Origin of the sequence: Agrobacterium sp. Ap1 (assembly GCF_017313375.1) — a bacterium.
GTDB classification, from domain to species: Bacteria; Pseudomonadota; Alphaproteobacteria; order Rhizobiales; family Rhizobiaceae; genus Neorhizobium; species Neorhizobium cellulosilyticum.
In genome coordinates, this window is record NZ_JAFLMY010000003.1 from 351264 (window position 1) to 373457 (window position 22194).

The 22194-nt window shown below is 59.6% G+C and carries 20 protein-coding genes; 19 read left to right on the forward strand and 1 reads right to left on the reverse strand.

Going from position 1 to position 22194, the window contains the following annotated elements:
- Nucleotides 1-178 precede the first annotated feature (178 nt).
- The 7 genes from mutS (at nt 179) to murJ (ending at nt 11652) form a co-directional block, all read left to right on the forward strand.
- Nucleotides 179-2830, forward strand: a complete 2652-nt coding sequence (gene mutS / locus JZX87_RS07950; RefSeq protein WP_502711307.1) for a DNA mismatch repair protein MutS — start codon at nt 179-181, stop codon at nt 2828-2830.
- A 131-nt stretch (nt 2831-2961) separates the two neighbouring features.
- Nucleotides 2962-4242: an RDD family protein gene (locus JZX87_RS07955; RefSeq protein WP_206824998.1), complete on the forward strand. Its 1281-nt coding sequence runs from the start codon at nt 2962-2964 to the stop codon at nt 4240-4242.
- A 137-nt stretch (nt 4243-4379) separates the two neighbouring features.
- Nucleotides 4380-4862, forward strand: a complete 483-nt coding sequence (gene greA, locus JZX87_RS07960; RefSeq protein WP_206824999.1) for a transcription elongation factor GreA — start codon at nt 4380-4382, stop codon at nt 4860-4862.
- Between the two features lie 149 nt (nt 4863-5011).
- Entirely contained in the window at nt 5012-5941 is a 930-nt protein-coding gene (locus tag JZX87_RS07965) for an MYG1 family protein (RefSeq protein ID WP_206825000.1), read from the forward strand.
- A 135-nt stretch (nt 5942-6076) separates the two neighbouring features.
- Nucleotides 6077-7087: a helix-turn-helix domain-containing protein gene (locus tag JZX87_RS07970; RefSeq protein ID WP_206825001.1), complete on the forward strand. Its 1011-nt coding sequence runs from the start codon at nt 6077-6079 to the stop codon at nt 7085-7087.
- Between the two features lie 160 nt (nt 7088-7247).
- A complete protein-coding gene (locus tag JZX87_RS07975; RefSeq protein ID WP_206825002.1) occupies nt 7248-10064 on the forward strand; it encodes a [protein-PII] uridylyltransferase in 2817 nt (938 codons plus the stop codon).
- A 13-nt stretch (nt 10065-10077) separates the two neighbouring features.
- Nucleotides 10078-11652 carry a murein biosynthesis integral membrane protein MurJ gene (gene murJ, locus JZX87_RS07980; protein WP_206825003.1) on the forward strand — a complete coding sequence of 525 codons (1575 nt, stop codon included), beginning with the start codon at nt 10078-10080 and terminating at the stop codon, nt 11650-11652.
- A 13-nt stretch (nt 11653-11665) separates the two neighbouring features.
- On the opposite strand, the gene JZX87_RS07985 is transcribed toward murJ, so the two are convergent.
- Nucleotides 11666-12151, reverse strand: coding sequence for a YcbK family protein (locus JZX87_RS07985; RefSeq protein WP_206825004.1), 486 nt, complete (start codon nt 12149-12151; stop codon nt 11666-11668).
- Between the two features lie 368 nt (nt 12152-12519).
- On the opposite strand from JZX87_RS07985, the gene JZX87_RS07990 reads away from it, so the two are divergent.
- The 12 genes from JZX87_RS07990 to JZX87_RS08045 all read left to right on the forward strand — a co-directional run bounded on the left by JZX87_RS07990 (nt 12520) and on the right by JZX87_RS08045 (nt 22141).
- Nucleotides 12520-12918, forward strand: coding sequence for a VOC family protein (locus JZX87_RS07990; protein WP_206825005.1), 399 nt, complete (start codon nt 12520-12522; stop codon nt 12916-12918).
- 145 nt (nt 12919-13063) lie between these two features.
- Nucleotides 13064-14128: a tryptophan--tRNA ligase gene (gene trpS, locus JZX87_RS07995; protein ID WP_206825006.1), complete on the forward strand. Its 1065-nt coding sequence runs from the start codon at nt 13064-13066 to the stop codon at nt 14126-14128.
- 111 nt (nt 14129-14239) lie between these two features.
- On the forward strand, nt 14240-14731 hold the full coding sequence (locus tag JZX87_RS08000; RefSeq protein ID WP_148145981.1) for a universal stress protein: 492 nt from the start codon (nt 14240-14242) through the stop codon (nt 14729-14731).
- A 112-nt stretch (nt 14732-14843) separates the two neighbouring features.
- Nucleotides 14844-15410 carry a NifU family protein gene (locus JZX87_RS08005; protein WP_148145980.1) on the forward strand — a complete coding sequence of 189 codons (567 nt, stop codon included), beginning with the start codon at nt 14844-14846 and terminating at the stop codon, nt 15408-15410.
- Between the two features lie 18 nt (nt 15411-15428).
- On the forward strand, nt 15429-16067 hold the full coding sequence (tsaB, locus tag JZX87_RS08010; RefSeq protein ID WP_206825007.1) for a tRNA (adenosine(37)-N6)-threonylcarbamoyltransferase complex dimerization subunit type 1 TsaB: 639 nt from the start codon (nt 15429-15431) through the stop codon (nt 16065-16067).
- Between the two features lie 3 nt (nt 16068-16070).
- Nucleotides 16071-16565, forward strand: coding sequence for a GNAT family N-acetyltransferase (locus JZX87_RS08015; protein ID WP_183823559.1), 495 nt, complete (start codon nt 16071-16073; stop codon nt 16563-16565).
- Between the two features lie 37 nt (nt 16566-16602).
- A complete protein-coding gene (locus JZX87_RS08020) occupies nt 16603-17031 on the forward strand; it encodes a Fur family transcriptional regulator (RefSeq protein WP_148145977.1) in 429 nt (142 codons plus the stop codon).
- A gap of 24 nt (nt 17032-17055) precedes the next feature.
- Complete coding sequence (gene olsA, locus JZX87_RS08025; RefSeq protein WP_148145976.1) at nt 17056-17859, forward strand: lyso-ornithine lipid O-acyltransferase; 804 nt, start codon at nt 17056-17058, stop codon at nt 17857-17859.
- A gap of 55 nt (nt 17860-17914) precedes the next feature.
- The gene (miaB, locus tag JZX87_RS08030) at nt 17915-19339 is read left to right on the forward strand and encodes a tRNA (N6-isopentenyl adenosine(37)-C2)-methylthiotransferase MiaB (protein ID WP_206825008.1); all 1425 of its coding nucleotides are present in this window, start codon (nt 17915-17917) and stop codon (nt 19337-19339) included.
- 23 nt (nt 19340-19362) lie between these two features.
- Nucleotides 19363-20421 carry a PhoH family protein gene (locus tag JZX87_RS08035; protein WP_148145974.1) on the forward strand — a complete coding sequence of 353 codons (1059 nt, stop codon included), beginning with the start codon at nt 19363-19365 and terminating at the stop codon, nt 20419-20421.
- Between the two features lie 21 nt (nt 20422-20442).
- On the forward strand, nt 20443-20952 hold the full coding sequence (gene ybeY / locus JZX87_RS08040) for an rRNA maturation RNase YbeY (protein WP_206825009.1): 510 nt from the start codon (nt 20443-20445) through the stop codon (nt 20950-20952).
- A gap of 10 nt (nt 20953-20962) precedes the next feature.
- Nucleotides 20963-22141: a hemolysin family protein gene (locus JZX87_RS08045; protein ID WP_206825010.1), complete on the forward strand. Its 1179-nt coding sequence runs from the start codon at nt 20963-20965 to the stop codon at nt 22139-22141.
- The last annotated feature ends 53 nt before the right edge of the window (nt 22142-22194 follow it).

Consider the following 22194-nt stretch of genomic DNA (forward strand, 5'->3'; position numbering starts at 1 on the left):
TGGGCAGCTTCGCCTGAAGCTGCTGCAAATGTTGTCTTCCAAGGGGCTTCACCGATAGTGTCGCGACTTTCCATGCGCAATGAAAATCGGCCCAGTGACCCAGTTTGAACGTTTGTCCATCGACGCCCTGACCACCGACCAGCTCGCCTCGGAGGAAAGCCGTGCCACGGCCACCCCGATGATGGAGCAGTTCATCGAGATCAAGGCGAACAATCCCGGTTCGCTGCTCTTCTATCGCATGGGCGATTTCTACGAACTGTTTTTCCAGGATGCGATTGACGCATCCCGTGCGCTCGGCATCACGCTTACCAGGCGTGGCCAGCACATGGGCCAGGATATCCCCATGTGCGGTGTGCCGGTCCATGCGGCCGATGACTATCTGCAGAAACTGATTTCGCTCGGTTTCCGCGTCGCCGTCTGCGAGCAGGTGGAAGATCCGGCGGAGGCGAAGAAGCGCGGCTCGAAATCGGTTGTAAAACGCGATGTCGTGCGCCTCGTCACGCCGGGCACGATCACGGAAGAAAAGCTGCTTGTCGCCTCGGAATCGAACTATCTGATGACGCTTGCCCGTATCAAGGGCGGCGCCGAGCCGGCGATGGCACTCGCCTGGATCGACATCTCCACCGGTGTCTTCCGCATTGCGGAAACAGAGCCGTCGCGCCTGCTTGCCGATATCCTGCGCATCGAGCCGCGCGAACTGATCATGCCGGATACGATGTTTCACGATCCGGAGCTGAAGCCGGTCTTTGATGTGCTCGGCCGCGTCGCCGTGCCGCAGCCTTCGGTTCTGTTCGACAGCGCCACGTCCGAAGGCCGCATCGCCCGTTATTTCGGTGTCACGACGCTCGATGGTTTTGGCACTTTTTCCCGTACCGAATTCGCCGCCGCCGCCGCCGCCATCGCTTATGTCGAAAAGACCCAGATTTCCGAGCGCCCGCCGCTCGGGCGGCCGGAACGCGAAAGCGGCGCATCGACGCTGTTCATCGATCCCGCCACCCGCGGCAATCTCGAGCTGACGAAGACGCTTTCGGGTGAGCGCGAGGGAACCCTGCTCAAGGCTATCGACCGCACCGTTACCGGCGGCGGAGCCCGGCTTCTTGCCGAGCGGCTGATGTCGCCGCTGACCGATCCGGAGCGCATCAATCTCCGGCTCGATTCCATCTCCTTTCTGCTGGAAGAGCCGTCGCTCTGCTCCGACCTGCGCACATCGCTGAAGCACGTGCCGGATATGCCCCGCGCGCTCTCGCGTCTTGCGCTCGACCGTGGCGGCCCGCGTGATCTCGGCGCAATCCTGACCGGTCTGGAAGCCGCGCGCGGTGTGGCGGCCTTCCTTGATGGATCAATGCTTCCGGAAGAACTGTCCGATGCGCTCGTCGATCTGAAGGCGTTGCCGGTTACGGTTCAATCCCTGCTCGGCAATATGCTGGCCGAAGACCTGCCGCTTCTGAAGCGTGACGGGGGATTCCTGGCTGATGGCGCCAATGCCGAACTGGATGAGGTTCGTGCCCTGCGCGACCAGTCTCGCAAGGTGATTGCCGGCCTGCAGCTGCAATATGCCGATGAAACCGGTATCAAGTCGCTGAAGATCAAGCACAACAACGTGCTCGGTTATTTCATCGAGGTCACTGCCGGCAATGCCGGCCCGATGACCGATACGCCGGAAGCAAAGGCCCGTTTCATCCATCGCCAGACCATGGCGAATGCGATGCGTTTCACCACGACCGAGCTTGCCGATCTCGAAAGCCGCATTGCCAACGCCGCCGACAAGGCGCTGACGATCGAACTCGAAGCCTTCGACCGCATGGTCGCCGCCGTTACCACGGAAGCAGACGCGATCAAGGCCGGTGCCCGCGCGCTGTCGATCATCGATGTCGCCGGCGGTCTTGCCATGCTCGCCGAGGAATGGAATTACCGCCGCCCGATCGTTGATGACAGCCGAATGTTTGCGATCGAGGGGGGCCGCCATCCGGTTGTCGAACAGGCGCTCCGCCGCCAGTCGTCGGGCCCGTTCATCGCCAACGAATGCGATCTGTCACCGAAAAATGGTGGCGAATTTGGCGCGCTCTGGCTGCTCACCGGCCCAAACATGGGGGGTAAATCGACCTTCCTCCGCCAGAATGCGCTGATCGCCATTCTTGCCCAGATGGGTTCCTTCGTCCCGGCTTCCGCCGCCCATATAGGCGTGGTCGACCGGTTGTTCTCGCGCGTCGGCGCGTCTGATGATCTTGCCCGCGGCCGCTCCACCTTCATGGTCGAGATGGTGGAGACGGCGGCCATCCTCAACCAAGCGACCGATCGCTCGCTGGTCATCCTCGATGAGATCGGCCGCGGTACCGCGACGTTCGACGGTCTGTCGATCGCGTGGGCATCGGTTGAGCACCTGCACGAAGGCAATCGCTGCCGCGGCCTGTTCGCCACCCATTTCCACGAACTGACCGTTCTGTCGGAAAAGCTTGGCCGCCTGTCCAACGCCACGATGAAGGTGAAGGAATGGGATGGCGAGGTAATCTTCCTGCACGAGGTCGGCCCAGGTGCTGCCGATCGTTCCTACGGCATCCAGGTCGCCCGCCTTGCCGGCCTTCCCGATAGCGTGGTGAGCCGCGCCCGGGACGTGCTGACTAAGCTGGAAGATTCCGACCGCAAGAACCCGGCAAGCCAGCTGATCGACGATCTGCCGCTTTTCCAGGTCGCGGTGCGCAAGGAAGAAAAGCGCGGTGGATCTTCCAAGGTCGAGGAAGCATTGAAGGCCATCAACCCGGATGACATGAGCCCGCGTGAGGCGCTCGAAGCGCTTTATGCGCTCAAGAAGCAAGCCGGTGCGAAAACCTGATTTGGTTTTCGCACCGCTGCAGGATGGCAAAAAGCGTTTGTTCGGTCACCCCTGATACAACTTGGCATTTGCATCGTGTTCATCTGCTCCTGTAGCCTCGCCCGCGGGGAAACGGGATATGACTGATTTAAATGACCTATTGGCATTATAAGCTTGGCCGGAAACAGGGTGGTCCTGTTTCCGCCGAAGACCTCGGCGTGCTCGCCCGCAAAGGCACGATAAAGCCGGAAACACTACTCTGGCACCCCGGTCTTGCAGATTGGGTCAATGCCTCGGAAGCCTCCGAACTGAGCCTTTGTTTTGAGAGCGACATGTCGGACAAGGAATCAGATCCCTTGCCCGATCCGACGATTGCAGGGCCATGGCCGCGCTTTTGGGCGCGCCTTGCGGACGAAATGATAATCGGGGCGGTAGTAGGATTGCCTTTCGGCTATTTAATCCGGCCACACCTGCCTGAGATTGGCGTAAATTTCCCGGCAGCCGACAACCTTCTAACCATCGTGATGCTTGCTGCCATCACCAGCATCGTTTTGTGGGGGGCGATGACATTGTTTGGCACTACCCCCGGCAAACTGGTTGCGGGGCTCAGGGTGGAAAACAGATCCGGCATGCCGGATTGGCAGTTCTATATGACGCGGGAATTCAGGATCTGGTTCTTTGTCAACACCGTCGGCGTTCCTTATCTTTCAATCATTCCCTGCATCCTGCAATACCGTCGCGTCGCCAAGGGAAGACCTGCCTGGTATGACGAAGGCGCAGCCATTGTCCGAGGAAAAGGCAGGCTCTCTCGCTCTGCTGCCGCAGCCGCAACTGCTGCAGTCACATTCATGCTGACCGTAATGGCGATCGGCTACATGAACATGCTGCGCGCAGAAGAGCGCATGGCCTCCAGTTATCGGTATTGGGAAAATCCCGCCACGGGCAAAAAGGCGGATCTCTGGTCCACTTGGGTCTTTGGAGAAATCAAAGCCGACAGCGGCAAGCTCTATCACTTCACATCTGACAAACTGACGTCCGAAATTCTGTTTGGTTATGAGCCGATGGATCAGCCATCGGTCGATGCGGTTGCTTACGGTGAGGCGCTGCAAAGCGTGATTGCCGAAGACATTTCCGTCAACGGCAAATGGGAACCGTTCAAGCTGAATGGTTTCGATGCAGCACGCGTCACCGGCATTGAGCCGAAGTTGAAGGATGTCAACGTTGAACTGACTGTCGTTATCGTCGGTCGGAGCGCCTGGCGAATGCTTCTGTTCGTGGAAGGTAGGCCTTTGACCAAACTCGCGATCAGGGAGGTTCTCATTCATTCGCTTCTGTCGACAGCAAAGGACATAAATGTCCCGGCGAGCATGCCCTGTGACGACGAAACCTGCTTTTCCGCGCTGCTGTCAATCGTCCGGTTTGCCCCCTCATGAGATGAGGTCTCGCCGACGAGTGGGTTTTTCCGAATGAGATGGTACTTGCAGATACTCTCATCTATTGTGTAGTGGCTGTGAAAAACGCTGAAGCCACTGTCAGGCGGTGGCTGATACGGGTGCAGAGGAGTTCACGCGTGAGCGTTGCCTTCATGAAGGAAGAAAGTGCCGAGACGGCCGCCGAAACGGTGCTGCCTGACCGGCCGATATCAACCCATACGAACCTCGTCACGGAAACCGGGCTGAAGGCACTTGAGCATCAGCTGCAGGCCGCCCGCGATGCCTATGAGGCGACGAACGGGTTGGATGACATCAATGAGCGGCGACGCCAGGCGGCGGGTCCGGCGCGCGACATCCGGTATTTCGCCGAACGGGTCCACACGGCCCAACTCGTCCCGGCGTCTGCATCGAATGCTACAGTCTCTTTCGGCAGCACGGTCACATTCAGCCGCGATGATGGCCGCGAGCAGACCTACCGCATCGTCGGCGAAGACGAGGCCGATCCCAAGGCTGGAACGATCTCCTATGTGTCGCCGGTCGCACGCGCGCTCAACGGCAAGTCCTTAGGCGATCTGGTGACGGTCGGTCATCAGGAACTCGAAATCATCGCGATTTCGTAATCAGCTTTGCCAATCATGGCGCTGCCGTGCTTGTGAAGACCTGCGACTGCGGCTATCTGGTGCGTCTCCTAGAGCAATTCCAGCAGAAATGGGAACCGGTTTTGCGTCCGGAATTGCGATGAAACAAACCAACAAAGGCGCATTCCGGCATGAAACCAGATTATCTCGTCACCCATTCCGGTGGCTTCCATGCCGATGAACTCCTCTCCAGCGTCATCCTGACCCGGCTTTTTCCCGAGGCAAAAATCGTCCGCAGCCGCGCGCCGGAGTGGATCACGCCCGGCAGCGATCGCATCATCTATGATGTCGGCGGCGCTTATGATGCCGAAAAACAGATCTTCGATCACCACCAGCGCGGCGCGCCGCTGCGCGAGGACGAGGCGCCCTACAGCTCCTTCGGCCTGATCTGGAAGCATTATGGTCGCGACTATCTTGCCGCCGTGAATATCCCGACCGCCCATATCGATGCCCTGCACGCCTCCTTCGACAAGAGTTTCGTCCTGCCGATAGACCTGATGGACAATGGTGCGCTCAGCCCGTCCAGCGCCGGTCCTCTTGCCGGCCTCACCCTGTCGAGCCTGCTCGAAACGCTCAAACCCAACTTCGACGATAAGGAGCAGGGTGCAGATGATCGCGCTTTTCATGCAGCGCTCGCCATCGCCCGTGCCTTTGTCGAGGCGGGTATCGGCAAGCGCGCCGCCAAGTTGCGCGCCGAAACGCTCGTTCTTGAAGCGATCGCCGAGGCTGGCGAGGGCCGCGTGCTCGAGCTTCCCATGGGCATGCCCTTCCGCCCGGCAATCGTGAAGGCCGGTGCCGATCACCTTCTTTTCGTCGTCCATCCGCGCGACGGCAAGGACTGGTGCGTTACCGGCATCCGCAAGGCGGATGACGGGTTCGAACTGCGCGCCGATCTGCCGAAATCCTGGGCGGGCCTGACGAACGGTGATCTCGAAGCCGCTTCCGGCGTCAAGGGCGCCACTTTCTGCCATAACGGTCGCTTCATCGCAGCAGCCACCAGCCGCGAGGCAGCCCTTGCCATGGCGGAGATTGCCGTAAAGGAAGCCTTGGCATCGGCCTGAACCGCCAAGACTGGCGAAGCCGGGTTCGGGCTGCCTGCTAGTGCGGGTAGCGCGATCTCCCTTTCGGGTCCGAAGATGATATAGGTTGTCGTAGAATTTTCTTCAGGCTTTTCTGAGCGCCATCGGGATCGTCCATTGCTCGCCATACCGTTACCCTTCATTGCCGGATTGATCTTCGCGCTGGTTCTTCATCACAGCCTCAAGGGCGTGGAAGCGCCTGGAAGTCGCCGGTATTTCGTGGCTTTCCTGATCCTTTATGCGTTGCAGGGCGTGGTCGTCGGCCTGCATTTCGGCTACGGCGTCAAGGCGCTTGCGCCGATCCAGCCGATTACCGCCTCCGTGATGCCGCCACTCGCCTTCCTGGCATTTCGCGGCCTGACGGATGAGACGATACCCAAACCCTGGATCCATCTATGGGCACCGGCTTCAATCGCGCTTTCGGTCGCCTTTCTGCAGGTGCTGGTCGATCCGCTGCTGCTTGTGATCTTCCTCGTTTACGGCACTGCCATCTGGCGTCTGACGCGAACCAGCGATGACGAGGTGATGGCGGAGGCGAGCCTTCAGCGCATGCGTCCGGCTTTGCGCGCCGCGCGTCTGACCGCGATCCTGATGTTCTTCTTCGCCCTGAGCGATGTCGCCGTGGCCATCTATGCGGGTGTCGCCGGTGCAGAAGGAGTTCCGTTTGCGGTGGCGATCATGAACATCGTCGCGCTTGCGGCAACAGGTATTTATTACCTCCTGCCCGATCCGGACCGCACCGCGGTTTCTCCCAAAGCATCGGCTTTGCCCGATCCGGCAGATGCAGCAATCGTCGAGCGCGTCACAGCGGCTCTTGGCGAAGGCGAACTCTACAGGGATGAAAATCTCAGCCTCGCGAAAATCTCCCGCAAGGCGAAAATTCCGGCGCGCGACCTGTCTTCCGCCATTAACCGTGCCACAGGTCTCAACGTCTCCCAGTTCGTCAACAACCGTCGTGTCGGCGAAGCCTGCCGCCTTCTGGATGAAACAAAACAATCGGCGACGGCAATCATGCTCGACGTCGGATTCTCGACAAAATCGAACTTTAACCGGGAGTTTCGTCGCGCAACGGGCATGAGCCCGCGCCAGTGGCGGTCGAGGTCGAAAGCCGAAACCACCGGCTGTTGAACTTCATGCTGCAAGGCAACAACTTGGAAACGACCTGCTGCCATAATTGGTGGTCAAGGTGACCAGAATTCGTTAGAGCAACTCCAGCAAAATTGGGAACCGGTTTTGCGCCCGGAAATGCTCTGGAGCCGACCGGCAAACTGGCATCGGCAGGAATGATATGGCCAGACAAGAAATCAATTTCTCCGAACTTCTCGATGTAGATGCCTTGAAGGCCGAATGCTGCGCGGTGATGAAGACGGATCGTCCGCTTCTGGAGCTGAGGTCGGCGCTTCTGCCTATCATGCGCCGTGCCAGCAACGAGGGCCGCCAGAAGGCGCGTGAACTGCTCGAAAAAGACGGCAGCGGGCTCAATTGCGCCGAGCGTATTTCCTGGGTTCAGGATCAAATCATCTGCGTCCTGCATGACATCGTCGCCGCCGCCGTACATCCGGAAGGCAAGGACATCACGATTGCGGCAGTCGGCGGTTATGGCCGAGGAACGCTTGCACCTGGATCGGATATCGATCTTCTGTTCCTTCTGCCGACGAAGAACTCCGAGGAGATGCGCAAGGCCGTCGAATTCCTGCTCTATATTCTCTGGGACATGGGCTTCAAGGTCGGCCACGCGACCCGCACGGTCGAGGAGTGCATCCGCCTTTCCAAGACCGACATGACCATCCGCACCGCAATCCTCGAAAGCCGCCTGATCTGCGGTTGCGCAACCCTGTTTGCAGATCTGGAGACCCGTTTCGACCATGAGGTCGTGGCTGATACCGGTGCCGAATTCGTCAGCGCCAAGCTTGCCGAGCGCGACCAGCGCCACCAGAAGTCCGGCGACACCCGTTATCTGGTTGAACCGAACGTCAAGGAAGGCAAGGGCGGCCTGCGCGACCTCCATACGCTATTCTGGATCGCCAAATATTACTACCGCGTCAAGGATGCCGCCGAACTGGTCAAGCTCGGCGTGTTCTCTCGTGGCGAATTCCGGCTGTTCGAAAAAGCGGACGATTTTCTCTGGGCGGTTCGCTGCCACATGCACTTCCTGACCGGAAAATCGGAGGAGCGCCTGTCCTTCGATATCCAGCGCGATATCGCCTCGGCCCTCGGTTATCATACGCGTCCCGGCCTTTCCGCCGTCGAGCGTTTCATGAAGCACTATTTTCTGGTCGCCAAGGATGTCGGCGATCTTACACGCATCTTCTGCGCGGCACTGGAAGAACAGCAGGCCAAGGCAGCACCGGGGCTTGCCAATCGCGTCATCTCGCGTTTCACCCATCGTTTGCACAAGATCCCCGGCACCACGGATTTCGTCACCGACCGTGGCCGCATCACGCTCGCTTCGCCGGATGTCTTCACCCGCGATCCGGTCAACATCATCCGCTTCTTCCATGTTGCGGATATCCATCAGCTCGAACTGCATCCGGATGCGCTGAAGCGCATGACCCGTTCGCTGACGCTGATCGACAACAGCCTGCGTGAAAACGAGGAAGCCAACCGGCTGTTTCTCTCGATCCTGACCTCGCGCCGCGATCCGGCGTTGATGCTGCGCCGCATGAACGAGGCCGGTGTACTCGGCCGCTTCATCCCCGAATTCGGCAAGGTCGTGGCGATGATGCAGTTCAACATGTATCACCACTATACGGTTGATGAGCATCTGATCCGTTCTGTTGAAGCTCTCTCGGAGATTGACAAGGGCGAGATGCAGGAAGCGCATCCGCTTGCCACCAAGATCATGCCCGGCATCGAAGAGCGCGAGGCCCTTTATGTTGCCGTGCTTTTCCATGATGTCGCCAAGGGCCGCCAGGAGGATCATTCGATCGCCGGTGCCCGCATGGCCCGCAAACTTTGCCCGAGACTCGGCCTGAACCACAAGCAGACCGAAATCGTCGTCTGGCTGATCGAGCAGCACTTGGTCATGTCGATGACCGCTCAGACCCGCGACCTGCATGACCGCAAGACGATCAGCGATTTTGCCGCTGTCGTGCAGTCCATGGACCGGCTTAAACTGCTGCTCGTCCTGACGATCTGCGACACGCGCGCCGTTGGTCCCGGCGTATGGAACGGCTGGAAGGGCCAGCTTCTGCGCACCCTTTATTACGAAACCGAGATCCTGCTCTCCGGCGGCTTTTCCGACCTGCCGCGCCGCGAGCGCGCGACTGTCGCCGAAGAGGCGCTTTTCGATGCGCTGTCGTCCTGGGACGGGAAGGAGCGGAAGACCTATTCGTCGCTCCATTATCAGCCCTATCTCTTGGCCGTTTCGCTGAACGATCAGGTTCGCCACGCGACCTTCATCCGCGATACCGATCGCGCCGGCCATGCGCTTGCAACCATGGTCCGCACCGATGCCTTCCGGGCGATCACCGAGATCACCGTACTCGCGCCCGACCATCCGCGCCTTCTGTCGATCATTGCAGGCGCTTGTGCTGCTGCCGGCGCCAATATCGTCGACGCGCAGATCTTCACAACGACGGACGGGCGTGCCCTCGATACGATCATGATCAACCGCGAATTCGCGGTGGACGAGGATGAACTCCGCCGTGCTGGCACGATCGGCCGGATGATCGAGGATGTGCTTTCGGGCAAACGCCGCCTGCCGGAAGTCATCGCCACCCGCGCCAAGACCCGCAAGAAGACCAAGGCCTTCGACATCCCGCCTTCGGTCACCATTTCGAACGGCCTCTCTAACAAGTTCACCGTCATCGAGATCGAGTGCCTCGACCGTACAGGTCTTCTGGCGGATATCACTGCCGGCCTTGCCGACCTGTCGCTGGACATCCAGTCGGCCCGCATCACCACATTCGGCGAAAAGGTCATCGATACCTTCTACGTCACCGATCTGGTCGGTCAGAAAGTCACCAATGATAACCGCCAGAATACCATTTCCGCGCGGCTGAAGTCGGTCATGACCGACCAGGAAGAAGAGGCGAAGAAGAACCCGACACCGGCACCGGCCACAGAAGAACAGCCGCCGCGCAAGAGCAAGGCGCGCGCGTGACGGATATTCGACCATGAGCCTCGTCAAGAAATTCGCAACCGTCGGCGGCGCGACGCTCGGCAGCCGCATCTTCGGCTTCGCCCGTGAGACGGCGATGGCGGCAGCGCTCGGCACAGGGCCGATGGCGGACGTCTTCTATGCCGCCTTCCGTTTTCCGAACCTGTTTCGCCGGCTGTTTGCCGAAGGCGCCTTCAACGCCGCCTTCGTGCCGCTGTTTTCGAAAGAAATCGAGGCCAACGGTGTCGAGGGCGCCAAGCGCTTTTCGGAAGAGGTCTTCGGGGTGCTCTTTTCGGCGCTCCTCCTCATCACCATTGTCATGGAACTCGCCATGCCATGGCTGGTGCGTTTCATCATCGCGCCGGGTTTTGCCGACGACGCCGAAAAGATGTCGCTGACCATCCGCATGGCGGCGGTCATGTTCCCCTATCTGATGTGCATGTCGCTGACGGCGATGATGAGCGGCATGCTGAATTCGCTGCATCATTTCTTCGCAGCGGCAATTGCGCCCGTTTTTCTGAACGTGGTGATGATCGCCGCTCTGGTCTACGGCCTGTGGATCGGTGCCGAGCCCCAGCTGATCGCCTGGTATCTCTCCTGGAGCGTGCTGGTTGCGGGCGTTCTGCAGCTTGCTGTGGTTTATATCGGTGTGCGCCATGCGGGCATCAATATCGGCTTTCGCCGCCCGCGCATGACGCCGAACGTCAAGCGGCTTTTATGGCTGGCGGTTCCGGCTGCGATTACCGGTGGCGTTACCCAGATCAACCAGATCATTGGTCAGGCGATCGCCTCCGGCAAGGAAGGCGCGATCGCGGCTCTTCAATATGCCGACCGTATCTACCAACTGCCACTCGGCGTGGTGGGCGTAGCTGTTGGTGTCGTTCTTTTGCCGGAACTGTCGCGAGCGCTCAAAGGCGGCAAGATGAAGGAAGCGGCCGGCATCCAGAACCGCTCCATCGAATTCGTCCTCTTCTTGACGCTCCCCGCTGCCGTCGGTCTCTGGGTCCTGTCGGATGCGATCATCCGCGTACTCTACGAACGCGGGGCCTTCTCCACCGAAAATACTTCGGTCGTTGCCGGCATTCTGGCGATCTATGGCCTCGGCCTTCCGGGTTTCGTGCTCATCAAGGCGCTGCAGCCCGGCTTTTATGCACGCGAGGATACCAAGACGCCGATGCGCATCACTATGCTTGCCGTCGTGGTGAATTCAGCGCTGGCGATTTCGCTTTTCCCGATCCTTGCCGAGCGCGGCATCGCCACAGCGGAAGCGGCAGCCGGCTGGCTTAACACCGTGCTGTTGTTCACGATCCTGGTCTGGCGCGGCGATCTCGTCTGGGAATGGCAGCTCGCCAGGCGCACGGTTCTGTTGATCGTCTCGGCAGGCGTGATGGCGGCAGCGCTTATCTACGCCTTGCCCTATGCCGGATCATGGTTGGCGCCGGGCGCTCATCTGCTAAGCCAGGTCACGGCCCTTGGCGCTTTGATTGCGCTGGCAATGGTCGTCTATTTCGGCGTCGCCTTCCTCATCGGCGGTGCCGACCTCGGCATGATCCGCCGGAACTTGAAGCGCAAGCCAAAGGCGTCGTCTTAAAAGAATGCCGCGATCAGGTATCGCGGCTCTTCGACTTCGGCTTCAGGTTGGCAAGGCTGCCCTTGCCTTTCTTGCCACAGTGCGCCCAAGTACGGCTTGGGCCGATATCGACATGCACGATGCCATTGCAGTAGCGACCGATGCCACCAATGCCCGGCGCAGTGCGGGCCGCTGCAAGGATGCGCTTTTCAGAGATACCCGGGACGCGGATGTCAGCGGCGAAACAGCGGCTATGTTGCGACTTGCCCGAACGCGGGCGATGACCTGACGTGACCATCGGCTTCTTGCCGGTCTGCTTGGCGATATGGGCAAGGATCGCTTCCAGCTTGTCGGGAAAACAGCCGGTACGGACACTGACACGTTGTACCGTGTAGAAAGCGGAGTAATCGTGCTGAATTGCTGTGCTGCGGCGTTTGTCGTTCTTGCCTGCTGCCTCGGCGTTTACGTTCATACTGAATGCCAATAGGCAGGCCAGCGCGACGCGAGAAAAGATGCGCATGGTTGTCCCCTAAGAAAAGACCAGTCGTCATGACGATCGACTTCGTCGTAGCGGGGTATTTCATTCTGAAAAGTGACGTGAATAAGGTGGGATTTACCTCGAATTGAGATTAATAGGTCATGAATCTTAATATTCGTTAATCAATTGCAGTCTTGATGCTGGTTATAGTTGGTCGGGGAGCGCCAAAACTTCGTTATAAAACTGTTACATAGCGGCGCTCCGAGCTTCTGTAGCAACGTCCTCGAAGTTGATTGTCAAAACCCCCAAAAAAATTGGGGTCTGAGGCGTAAAATTGCGAAAAATTCCCTTAATGGTTGCCAAGGCCCATGATTTTAGCCAGATCACTACGCGAAACTCAGGAGCCGCGTATGCCAGTCAGATCACTTTTTCTCGTGACCTTGGTGGTCGATGACTTCGATCGGGCGAGGTCTTTCTACTGTGATGACCTTGGCTTTGACTGCGTGGAGGATACGTCCCTTGCCGATGGTAAGCGCTGGCTTGTGGTAAAGCCGAAGGGCGATGAAGGTGCGGCTCTCCTTCTCGCTCAGGCCGCGGATGACAGGCAACTGGCCGCGATCGGCAACCAGGCCGGAGGGCGGGTCGGCTTCTTCCTGAAAACCGATGACTTTGCCCGCGACCACGCGGCAATGCGTGCCCGCGGCGTCAAATTCATGGAGGAACCGCGCCGTGAGGTTTACGGCACGGTAGCCGTGTTTGCCGATCCCTATGGCAACACCTGGGATTTGATTGAGCATGCCCCGCGCTGAGGCCTTGATTTTGCCCCGCCCGACGTGCTTAGAGCGCGGCGTTAGCTACATGGCCCGCGGGGCGCGATTGCCGGAGACGTTCAAACCTGCCGGGAGCGCGTAACCTTGAGGCCTGAGGCCTTCCAACCGCCTATTCGAGGACATCATGAACACCTTCAAGCCGCTCGTTTTCTCCGGCGTTCAGCCGACCGGCAATCTCCATCTCGGCAATTATCTCGGCGCGATCCGCAAATTCGTGGCGCTGCAGGAAAACAACGACTGCATCTATTGTGTCGTCGACCTGCATGCGATCACTGCGCAACTTGTGCATGACGACCTGCGCGGCCAGATCCGCTCGATCGCCGCAGCCTTCATCGCTTCCGGTATCGATCCGGTGAAGCACATCGTCTTCAACCAGTCGGCCGTGCCGCAGCATGCAGAGTTAGCCTGGGTGTTCAACTGCGTTGCGCGTATCGGCTGGATGAACCGCATGACGCAGTTCAAGGACAAGGCCGGCAAGGACCGCGAAAACGCCTCGCTCGGCCTGCTCGCCTATCCGAGCCTGATGGCGGCCGACATTCTCGTTTACCGCGCCACCCATGTTCCGGTCGGCGACGACCAGAAGCAGCACCTGGAACTCGCCCGCGATATTGCCCAGAAGTTCAACATCGACTTCCAGGACAAGATCCGTGCGACGGGAACCGGCGTCGACATGGTCGTCGGCGAAGAGCCCATCCATGGTTATTTCCCGTTGGTAGAGCCGCTGATCGATGGTCCGGCCCCGCGCGTCATGTCGCTGCGTGACGGCACCAAGAAGATGTCGAAGTCCGATCCGTCGGATCTGTCGCGCATCAACCTGATGGACGATGCCGACGATATCGCCAAGAAGATCCGCAAGGCCAAGACCGACCCGGAAGGCCTGCCGAGCGAAATTGAAGGCCTGGCCGGCCGCCCGGAAGCCGACAATCTCGTCGGCATCTATGCTGCCCTTGCCGATCGCACCAAGGCTGACGTCTTGGTCGAATTCGGCGGCCAACAGTTCTCCGTCTTCAAACCGGCGCTTGCCGAACTGGCGGTCGAGGTTCTGGCTCCGATCGGCGCCGAGATGCGCCGCCTGCTCGACGACGCCACGCATATCGACGCAATCCTCAAGGATGGCGGCGAGCGCGCCGGGGCACGTGCACAAAAGGTCATGGACGAAGTCTTCGACATCATCGGCTTCCTGCGCTGATTTTTGAGGCGGCATGAACAGGCAAACCCGTCGCGTGAAGCGGCGGGTTTTCATTTTTACACGTTGGTATAAGGTCCGCGGCGAGACTGCTTCGGCAACACAGGGGGCGTTATGGTTTCCAAGAGACTTTCGCGGCTTGAAGGCCACAGGCGCAAGTTCATGGCGGTCATCGACGGCACGCCGGAATGCGAAAAAGCGGTCCATTATGCCGGCCGCCGCGCCAAGAATACCAATGGCGGTCTGGTTCTCCTCTATGTCATTCCCGAAGGCGATTTCCAGCAATGGCTGGGTGTCGAGCAGATCATGCGCGCCGAAGCGATGGAAGAGGCCGAAGCGGTAATGGCGAAGGCCGCCCACCGGGTGCGTGAAACAATCGGCATCGACCCGGAAATCGTCATCCGCGAGGGCAGCGCTCCCGAACAGATCAACGGACTGGTCGAGGAAGACCGCGATATCGCGATCCTCGTGCTCGCAGCAGGTTCGGCGAAGGAAGGCCCGGGACCGCTGGTCTCCGCAGTCGCCGGTCGCGGTGCAGCCTTCCCGATTCCGGTCACGGTTCTTCCCGATACGCTCTCGGACGAGGAAATCGACTCGCTGGCGTGATCTCACTATTGACCATGAGCGGACAAAGGCGCACTTGAACCCAAAGATGAGAACGGTTATCTTATTTGGAAGAGTTCTAAACTGAGTGCCGCTCGCGGCCAGGAGCAAGCCCATGTTCATCCAGACCGAAGCCACGCCGAACCCGGCGACCCTGAAGTTTCTTCCCGGCAAGGTTGTCATGGAAAAAGGCACGGCCGAGTTTCGCAATGAAGCAGAAGCTGCAGCCTCTCCGCTGGCCCTGCGCCTTTTTAACGTTCCCGGCGTCACGGGCGTTTATTTCGGCTACGATTTCATCACCGTTACCAAGTCTGATTCCGAATGGCAGCACCTGAAGCCCGCCATTCTCGGCTCGATCATGGAGCATTTCATGTCCGGCCAGCCGGTCATGGGCGGCGGTTCGTCCCTTGCCGAGGCTTCCGACGAGGAAGGCGAGTTTTTCGATGAAGGCGACGAGACGCTGGTTGCCACGATCAAGGAACTGCTCGAGACGCGTGTCCGCCCGGCAGTTGCGCAGGATGGCGGCGACATCACCTTCAAGGGTTTCAAGGACGGCACCGTCTATCTCAACATGAAGGGCGCATGCTCCGGCTGCCCGTCTTCCACTGCAACGCTCAAGCATGGTGTGCAGAACCTGCTCAAGCACTTCGTTCCCGAAGTGCAGGCGGTTGAGGCCCTCTGATACCCGCAAGACCTGTTCATGATCGTTCTCGCTATAGACACTGCAGGCATCGATTGTTCTGCGGCGGTATTTGACAGTTCCGCCAGCAGGCTTTTGTCTGCCGTCTCGGAAGAAATCGGCAAGGGGCATGCGGAACGCCTGATGGCGGTCATCGATCAGGCTCTGGATGAAGCCCAAGTCGATCTCCATGCGGTCGGCCGCATCGCCGTCGTCATCGGCCCAGGTTCCTTCACCGGCATTCGTGTCGGCGTCGCGGCTGCTCGCGGTCTGGCTCTCTCTCTCGGGATCGATTGTGTCGGCGTCTCGACGCTGGAAACGCTCGCGGCATCGTATCGGGCAACCAGCGGTTCCGACATGCCGGTTCTCGTCGCCATGGATGCCAAGCGCGAGGAAATCTATGCGCAGGCTTTCGCCGTCGATGGCGCTGCGCTGAACGAACCGGCAGCGCTTTCGGCAGAAGACGTCGACAATCTTGTCAAATCCCTCTCTGCCGAGCCTACCGGCTCGTGGATTTCCAAGACGGGTGATCGCTTCGATATCGGAACTGTCGCGCGTATAGGTGCTGCAAAGGATGCCACCGGAGCACGGCCGAAGCCGCTTTATTTGCGTGGACCCGATGCAAAACCCCAGACGGGTTTTGCTCTGGCGCGGGTGTAGCCCATGTTTGACGACTATCTGACCTGGAAGCCGTTTTTCGAAGTCGTGCCGATCGAGGATGTCGATTGCCACGAGATTTCCGAACTGCACGGCCTGCGTTTTCCGCGCCAGTGGAGCGAAGCTGAGTTTCAGGACCTTCTTTCGCAGAAAAATGTCTTCGGCTTCATTGCACGCCAGACGAATGCATTCTTTTCAAAGCCGCTCGGCGGCTTCGTGCTCAGTCGCGAGGCCGGCGGCGAGGCGGAAATCCTGACGGTTGCGGTCGCCGAAAAGTTCGGTCGCCAGGGGCTCGGCTGGCGCCTGATGCAGGCAGCGGTGCGTGAGGCAATCTCCCGCGGCGCCGACAGCATGTTTCTTGAAGTCGAGGCCGAAAACAGGCCTGCCGTCGGGCTTTACGGCAAACTCGGTTTTGCCAAGGTGGCCGAGAGACCGGCTTATTATCTGGGAGCGGATGGTCGACGGACCGCAGCGCTTGTCATGAGCCGTGATCTTCGCTAGTCCCTGCATACGTGAATATTTCGAAGGCCAGAACGTCATGACAGACCTTTCCAAGACCCTGGAAGAGTTGTGTGCCGAAAAGGGCATGCGCATGACCGATCAGCGCCGGGTCATCGCCCGGATTTTGCAGGATTCCGACGATCATCCGGATGTCGAGGAGCTTTATCGCCGCTCGTCCAAGGTTGATCCGCGCATCTCGATTTCGACGGTCTATCGGACAGTGAAACTGTTCGAGGACGAGGGGATTATCGAGAAACATGACTTTCTCGACGGCCGCTCCCGTTACGAGACCGTGCCGGAAGAACATCACGATCACATGATCGACCTCAATACCGGCAACGTCATCGAGTTTCAGTCGGCCGAGATCGAAGCGCTGCAGGAGCGCATCGCCCGTGAGCTCGGCTTTCGGCTGGTCGGCCACCGGCTCGAGCTTTACGGCATTCCCCTCGACAAGAACGATGATTGAGCGGAACCGGTAGGGACAAGACAAGTGATCACATCCATCCGGATCGGCCTTGTTGTCGTCTGTCTCGTGATCGTGACACTGGCGCTCCTGCCGTTTCAGCTTTTCGGCCTCGCCTTTGACTTGAAGATCCGCCGTTACGTTCCGCGTCTTTGGCATCGTTCCGCCTGTTGGCTTTTGGGTATCCGTATCCGGGTCCATGGCCACATCGAACGCCGCCGGCCGCTGATGCTCGCGGCAAATCATGCCTCGTGGAAGGACATCCTCGTTCTCGGCGCGGTTGCCGATGTCGTCTATATTGCCAAGTCGGAAGTAGCCAACTGGCCGGTCTTCGGCATTCTCGCAAAGCTGCAGAAGACGATCTTTGTCGTGCGCGAAGAAAAACGCCGCACCGGCGAGCAGGTCAACGAGATTGCCGCGCGCATGAATGCCGGCGAGATCGTCGTGCTTTTTCCCGAAGGCACCACCTCGGACGGCAACCGTCTGCTGGAGGTGAAATCCTCGCTTTTCGGAGCTGCTGCAGCAGCAGTGCCTCACACCCCCGATGGTGTCGTGCACGTCCAGCCGGTCGCGATCGCCTATACCCGCGTTCACGGCATGGCGATGGGGCGTTTCCATCGCCCGCTTGCCGCCTGGCCGGGCGATATAGAGCTGATGCCGCATCTGATCGGCGTGCTGAAGGAAGGCGCGCTCGATGTGGAGGTCGCTTTCGGCGATACGGTCGATTTTCGCACCGGTGACAATCGCAAGCACCTGAGCCAGAACATCACCGCCCAGCTCCGTCGCATGTTGATAAGGCATCTGCGGCAAAGGGAGTATGATGCGGATTGAGCGGACGGTTTATGTGCCGCTTCAATTCCGCCCTTTCTTGCGGTATGGAAGCGGCATGAACGAACATGTCTCCATTCCCGCGCCGGCCGATGAGGCTGCTCACTGTCCGGACAGCCGTCCCAACACCCGCAAGGTCTTCATCAAGACCTACGGCTGTCAGATGAATGTTTACGATTCCACCCGCATGGGCGATGCGCTGGCGGGCGAGGGATATGTGACGACGGAAGACATGGGGGAGGCGGATCTCGTTCTCCTCAATACCTGTCACATCCGCGAGAAGGCGGCGGAAAAGGTTTATTCCGCTCTCGGTCGCCTGCGTGACATGAAAAAGGAACGTGCCGCCGAAGGCCGCGAATTCATGATCGGCGTTGCCGGTTGCGTCGCCCAGGCGGAAGGCGAGGAGATCATCCGCCGCGCGCCGGCCGTCGATGTGGTCATCGGCCCGCAGACCTATCACCGCCTGCCGGATGCCTTGAGAAAGGCTCGCGGTGGCGAGCGTGTCGTCGATACGGAATATGCCGTCGAGGACAAGTTCGAGCACCTGCCGGCAACCGAGAAGAAGGTTATTCGCTCGCGCGGTGTTACCTCCTTCCTCACCGTGCAGGAAGGTTGCGACAAGTTCTGCACCTTCTGCGTCGTGCCTTACACGCGTGGCTCCGAGGTTTCCCGTCCCATCGGCCAGATCATCGACGAGGCAAAGCGGCTGGTGGATGCCGGGGTGCGCGAAATCACGCTGCTCGGCCAGAACGTCAACGCCTGGGCTTCAGAAGACGGCAAGGGGAATGCAATCGGCCTTGCCGATCTTCTCTATCGGCTGGCCGATGTTCCGGGCCTTGCCCGCCTGCGCTATACGACAAGCCATCCGCGCGACATGGACGACCGCCTGATCGAGGCGCACCGCGACCTGAGCATCCTTATGCCCTATCTGCATCTTCCGGTTCAGGCAGGCTCCGACCGTATCCTGAAAGCGATGAACCGCCGCCACACGGGTGCGGAATATTTGGCACTGATCGAGCGTATCCGCGCCGCCCGTCCCGATATCGCCATGTCGGGCGATTTCATTGTCGGGTTCCCCGGCGAAACGGATCAGGATTTCGAGGACACGCTGAGAATGGTCGAAGAGGTCAATTACGCCTCGGCCTTCTCTTTCAAATATTCGAGCCGTCCCGGCACGCCCGGCGCGGATCTGCCCGACCATGTGGCCGAGGATGTAAAGACCGAGCGGCTGGAGCGGCTGCAGGCGCTGCTCTTGAAACAGCAGGCTGACTTCGCCACATTCTGTGTCGGAAAGACCATCGATTTGCTGCTGGAAAAGCCGGGCCGCATGCCGGGCCAGGTCATCGGACGTTCGCCTTGGCTGCAGTCTGTGAATGTTGATGCAAAAACATCGCAAATCGGTGAGATTATCAGTGTACGAATCATCGGCACCGGTCCGAACAGCTTGTTTGCCGAGCCGGTTGAGAGTTTAATTGAGGTCTAATTCAAGTTGAGGAGCTTGCTTACTTGAACGCATCAGAATTGGTTTCTTCGACAGCGCGCCAGCCCCGATCCGCAGCGACCGACGCCAACCACTTCGTCCTGACGTTCGAGAATAACCGATTAGCAAGCGAACTTTTCGGTCAGTTCGACCAGAACCTCAAGCTTCTCGAACAGCGTCTCAATATCGATGCCCGACCGCGTGGCAATTCGGTCTCCATTTCAGGAGATGTCGTTGCCACGAATCAGGCGCGCCGAGCCCTCGATTCCCTCTATGAACGTCTGCAGAAAGGCGGCTCCGTGGAAGCGTCAGATGTCGAAGGTGCGATCCGCATGGCGCAGGCCGCCGATGACCAGTTGAGCCTGCCGACGCTGGAACGCAAGGCAAAGCTCTCCATGGCGCAGATTTCCACCCGCAAGAAGACCATTCAGGCCCGCACGCCTACCCAGGACGCCTATATGCGGGCGCTGGAACGCGCCGAGCTCGTCTTCGGTGTCGGTCCGGCCGGTACCGGCAAGACTTATCTCGCCTGCGCCCACGCAGCCCAGCTTCTGGAACGCGGCGCCGTCGACAAGATCATCCTGACACGACCGGCCGTAGAGGCGGGCGAGCGCCTGGGCTTCTTGCCGGGTGACATGAAGGAAAAGGTCGATCCCTATCTGCGCCCGCTTTATGATGCGCTTTACGACATGATCCCGGCCGACAAGGTCGACCGCGCCATCACCGCCGGCGTCATCGAAATCGCGCCGCTCGCCTTCATGCGCGGGCGCACGCTGCAGAATGCCGCGATCATCCTCGACGAGGCACAGAACACGACATCGATGCAGATGAAGATGTTCCTGACCCGCCTTGGCGAAAACGGGCGCATGATCATCACCGGCGACCCGAGCCAGGTGGACCTGCCGCGTGGCGTCAAATCCGGTCTTGTCGAGGCGCTGCAGATCCTCAAAGGGGTCGAGGGCATCTCGGTCGTCCGCTTCAAGGATACCGATGTCGTCCGCCATCCGCTGGTCGGTCGCATCGTCAGGGCCTATGACGCGCAATACGCAGTCCACGAGGAAAGCGAGGAAGCTCTCGACCGGTAATACCGGTCGGGCTCACCATTCATGCCCGAACTAGACATACAGATCAGCGTGGAAGATGGCGGCTGGCCGGACGAGGCCGTTTTGGCGTCTCTGGCAAGCCGCGTGCTTGGCGCTGCCGCGGATTATCTTGTCCGCGAAGAAGACCAGCCCTTCCCAAAAATGGCGCCGGAACTGTCTCTGGTCTTCACCAATGACGATTCCATCCAGGAAATTAACGCCGAGTGGCGGGATCAGGACAAACCGACCAACGTCTTGTCTTTCCCGGCTTTTCCGCTCGAACCGGGCGGCATGCCCGGCCCCATGCTGGGCGATATCGTGGTTGCGAGGGAAACTGTCGAGCGCGAGGCGGTTGATCTCGACAAGACTTTCGACGATCATCTGACCCATCTGCTCGTCCACGGTTTCCTCCATTTGTTCGGTTACGACCACATGGAAAAGGACGAAGCGGAAGAGATGGAAGCAGTGGAGACTCGCATTTTGGCCGGTCTCGGCCTATCTGACCCCTATGCGGGGCAGGACCCGTTGATATAAGTTTGGAACAATGAACGATTATTCGAGCAATGTCGCCCGAGAGGGCAAGGACAGTTCGGACTCTGCCTCGTCGGACGAGGGCAGTAGTTCGGCGAGGTCCGAACATCATCCCAAATCCCACAATTCCTTCTGGTCGAGGGCCGTGCGCCTGCTTCGGCCATCGCAGGGCGAACAGCTCCGCGAGGATCTCGCCGACGCGTTGATGACGGATACGAATGTCAGCAACGCCTTTTCGCCTGACGAGCGGGCGATGCTGCACAACATCCTCCGTTTCCGCGAAGTCCGCGTCGAGGACATCATGGTGCCGCGCGCCGATATCGAGGCGGTGGATATGAACATGACCATCGGCGAGCTGATGATCCATTTCGAGGAAACCGGCCGCTCTCGCATGCCGGTCTATAGCGACAATCTCGACGATGCCCGCGGCTTCGTCCACATTCGCGATCTCCTCTCCTATCTGGCCAAGCAGGCGCGCAATAAGCGCCGCGTCAGCTCGAAGGCCTCGACGGTGCAGATCTCCGCAGCAGTCAATGGCACCGAAAAGCCGACCCGCGCGGCACCCAAGGCTGCCTTCGATCTCGGCCGCGTCAACCTCGAACAGACTGTTGCCGAGGCAGGCCTTGTCCGCAAACTGCTTTTCGTACCACCCTCTATGCTGGCTTCCGACCTGTTGCGCTCGATGCAGGCTGCCCGCACACAGATGGCTCTGGTCATCGACGAATATGGCGGCACCGACGGCCTCGTCAGTCATGAGGATATCGTCGAAATGGTCATCGGTGATGTCGAGGACGAACATGACGATCAGGAAGTCATGCTCTCCAAGGCCGGTGAGGATGTCTTCATCGCCGATGCCCGTATCGAGCTTGAAGAGATTTCTAAGGCCATCGGTCCCGATTTCGATGTCCGCGACCGCATCGAGGATGTCGATACGCTTGGTGGCCTGATCTTCTCGGCGCTTGGCCGTATTCCGGTTCGCGGCGAGGTCGTTCAGGCCGTTCCCGGCTTTGAATTCCAGATCCTCGATGCCGATCCGCGTCGCATCAAGCGCGTCAAGATCCTGCGCAAGCGCGCTCTTGCCCGTCGCCGACAGGTGAAAGGCGAGAGCGAGGCGCTGATTACCGCGCCGCCGCAACCGGCCGCGCTGCTGCCGGCTCCCGCCGAAAACGGCGCCGCGCGTCCCGAAGCCTGATCCACCGTCCGACCCGCGACAGGGCGCAGTTTTTTTGAAACACTGCGCCCCTG

Bases quoted from the DNA above. Each gene is read 5' to 3' on its own strand.
- mutS (WP_502711307.1), top strand. From the start codon at position 179: ATGATGGAGCAGTTCATCGAGATCAAGGCGAACAATCCCGGTTCGCTG.
- JZX87_RS07955 (WP_206824998.1), top strand. From the start codon at position 2,962: ATGACCTATTGGCATTATAAGCTTGGCCGGAAACAGGGTGGTCCTGTT.
- JZX87_RS07965 (WP_206825000.1), top strand. From the start codon at position 5,012: ATGAAACCAGATTATCTCGTCACCCATTCCGGTGGCTTCCATGCCGAT.
- JZX87_RS07975 (WP_206825002.1), top strand. From the start codon at position 7,248: ATGGCCAGACAAGAAATCAATTTCTCCGAACTTCTCGATGTAGATGCC.
- murJ (WP_206825003.1), top strand. From the start codon at position 10,078: ATGAGCCTCGTCAAGAAATTCGCAACCGTCGGCGGCGCGACGCTCGGC.
- JZX87_RS07985 (WP_206825004.1), bottom strand. From the start codon at position 12,151: ATGCGCATCTTTTCTCGCGTCGCGCTGGCCTGCCTATTGGCATTCAGT.
- JZX87_RS07990 (WP_206825005.1), top strand. From the start codon at position 12,520: ATGCCAGTCAGATCACTTTTTCTCGTGACCTTGGTGGTCGATGACTTC.
- trpS (WP_206825006.1), top strand. From the start codon at position 13,064: ATGAACACCTTCAAGCCGCTCGTTTTCTCCGGCGTTCAGCCGACCGGC.
- JZX87_RS08000 (WP_148145981.1), top strand. From the start codon at position 14,240: ATGGTTTCCAAGAGACTTTCGCGGCTTGAAGGCCACAGGCGCAAGTTC.
- JZX87_RS08005 (WP_148145980.1), top strand. From the start codon at position 14,844: ATGTTCATCCAGACCGAAGCCACGCCGAACCCGGCGACCCTGAAGTTT.
- tsaB (WP_206825007.1), top strand. From the start codon at position 15,429: ATGATCGTTCTCGCTATAGACACTGCAGGCATCGATTGTTCTGCGGCG.
- JZX87_RS08015 (WP_183823559.1), top strand. From the start codon at position 16,071: ATGTTTGACGACTATCTGACCTGGAAGCCGTTTTTCGAAGTCGTGCCG.
- JZX87_RS08020 (WP_148145977.1), top strand. From the start codon at position 16,603: ATGACAGACCTTTCCAAGACCCTGGAAGAGTTGTGTGCCGAAAAGGGC.
- miaB (WP_206825008.1), top strand. From the start codon at position 17,915: ATGAACGAACATGTCTCCATTCCCGCGCCGGCCGATGAGGCTGCTCAC.
- ybeY (WP_206825009.1), top strand. From the start codon at position 20,443: ATGCCCGAACTAGACATACAGATCAGCGTGGAAGATGGCGGCTGGCCG.
- JZX87_RS08045 (WP_206825010.1), top strand. From the start codon at position 20,963: ATGAACGATTATTCGAGCAATGTCGCCCGAGAGGGCAAGGACAGTTCG.